Source organism: Paenarthrobacter sp. Z7-10 (genome assembly GCF_026932795.1).
GTDB lineage: Bacteria > Actinomycetota > Actinomycetes > Actinomycetales > Micrococcaceae > Arthrobacter_M.
The window spans coordinates 1-1,333 of record NZ_JADPVH010000131.1; the positions used below are offsets into that span (position 1 = coordinate 1).

At 65.7% G+C, this 1,333-nt stretch carries 2 protein-coding genes; both read right to left on the reverse strand.

What is annotated here, in order from left to right:
- Nucleotides 1–944, reverse strand: a 944-nt coding sequence (locus IV498_RS18740; RefSeq protein WP_269048585.1) for a YifB family Mg chelatase-like AAA ATPase, incomplete at its 3' end; no start/stop codon positions are given.
- The gene (locus IV498_RS18745; protein ID WP_269048586.1) at nt 945–1,301 is read right to left on the reverse strand and encodes a YraN family protein; all 357 of its coding nucleotides are present in this window, start codon (nt 1,299–1,301) and stop codon (nt 945–947) included.
- Nucleotides 1,302–1,333 lie beyond the last annotated feature (32 nt).

Genomic DNA, 1,333 nt, shown 5'->3' on the forward strand with positions numbered 1-1,333 from the left:
TCGTCGAGGAAGAGTACGCCGCGGTGAGCGCGGGAGGCCGCGCCCGGACGGGGTATGCCGCTGCCCCCGCCGATAATGGCGACCGTGCTGGCGGTGTGGTGGGGACGCTCGTACGGCGGTCTGCGGATCAGGCAGGACACGGAAGCATCGCGGTCGTCCAGCGAATGGATGGCCGTTACTTCCATCGCCTCAGCGTCGTCCAGGTCCGGCAGCAGCCCGGGCAGCCGTTCGGCGAGCATCGTTTTACCTGCCCCGGGCGGTCCAACCATCATCAAATGGTGGCCGCCGGCCGCGGCGACCTCAAGGGCCAACCGTGCCTCCGCCTGGCCTGCCACATCGAGCAAATCAGGCTCAGGTACGGGTGCGGTGCCGCCCGGGATCGAGTGGCCAGCTCTTACAGCGACGGCAGGTAAGTCATCCAAGGTCAGCTCGTGCGGGTCCGCGCCAAAGGCCAGAGCCACCCGAGCCAGCGAGGGGTAGCCCACCACCTTCGCCCCCGGCACGAGCCCGGCCTCGGCCAGGTTACCGACCGCCACCGCGAAGTCCGCAAAACCCGCCCGCACCGCGGCCATGACGGCAGGCAAAATGCCACGCACCTCCCGGAGCCGGCCATCCAACCCCAGTTCCGCAATGAAGACCGTCCGCCCGGTGGCCCGAATATCACCGGCGGCGCGCAGGGCAGCCATGACGATGGCCAGATCAAACGCCGACCCCTTCTTCGGCAGCGAGGCCGGAACGAGATTCACGGTGATCTTTCGGCGGCTCAACGGAATACCCGAGTTATGCGCCGCCGCGCGAATACGCTCCTTCGCCTCATTCAGGGATGCGTCCGGCAGTCCAAGCAGCACGAAATTCGGCAGCGTCTGGCCGATATCGGCCTCCACCTCCACGATGTGCCCGTTCAATCCCACTAAAGCCACGCAGAATGACCGGCCCATAGCCACTCAGCCCACCCCCTGAAGGTACTCGACCACGGGATCCGGACCGCCGTCGTCGAGCACTCCCAACGCGTCGATGCGCGTGTGCGGCAGAAAAACGGCGTGGTGCCGGGACCACAGCACCGCCAAGGTCTGCAGCCGCACCAGTTTCGCCGCAGTTATTGACTCGAACGGGTGACCGTAGCGCAGGGACCGGCGGGTCTTGACCTCTGCGATGACCAGGGTCTCTCCGTCGATGGCCACCAGGTCGATTTCGCCTGTGGGACAGCGCCAGTTCCGGTCGATCACCTTAATTCCCCGGTCTTCAAGAAAATCAGCGGCCAATAGCTCACCACGCCGACCAAGCAAATCCTTCGCTTTCATGAGCACCTCCACCACCAGCGTGGAGCACCACC

Coding starts and splice junctions, on each gene's coding strand:
- IV498_RS18745 (WP_269048586.1), bottom strand. CDS start 1,301: ATGAAAGCGAAGGATTTGCTTGGTCGGCGTGGTGAGCTATTGGCCGCT.